Below are 386 nucleotides of genomic sequence, written 5' to 3'. Positions count from 1 at the left end.
AAATCTGACACTGGTGTTACTGAAATTGTTAAAGTTGAAATTTCTGTGTCACCAGCACCATCGGTAATGGTGTAACTGATCACTGGCACAGCACCGTTGAAGTTGTCATTGGGTGTAAAAGTGTAGCTACCGTCTGCATTTAAAGTGAGTTCACCTTCCGCAAGAGTAACCGTGTCACCTGCATTGTAGGTATTCCCACCAACAGTAAAGCTGGTGACGGTCATTGGACCGTCTGCTGTTTCAGCATTGTCTAAAACATTGCCTGTGGCTGTTGTATCTTCTGCAACAGTGACAGTTTCATTATCATCGCTCAGATCAGAAACTGGAGTTACTGAAATCGTTAAGGTAGAAGTCTGTGTATCACCTGCACCGTCAGTAACAATGTA

1 protein-coding gene is annotated in these 386 nt (G+C 43.5%); it reads right to left on the bottom strand.

Features of this window, described 5'->3' with window-relative positions; genetic code table 11:
* On the bottom strand, window positions 1-386 hold a 386-nt coding region (locus H4J69_RS20535), incomplete at both ends, for an Ig-like domain-containing protein (protein WP_182245210.1).

This window comes from Colwellia sp. BRX10-9 (assembly GCF_014077405.1).
Taxonomy (GTDB): domain Bacteria; phylum Pseudomonadota; class Gammaproteobacteria; order Enterobacterales; family Alteromonadaceae; genus Colwellia_A.
The sequence above is the reverse complement of the archived record's forward strand: the minus strand, read 5'-3'. Positions and strand labels throughout refer to the sequence as shown.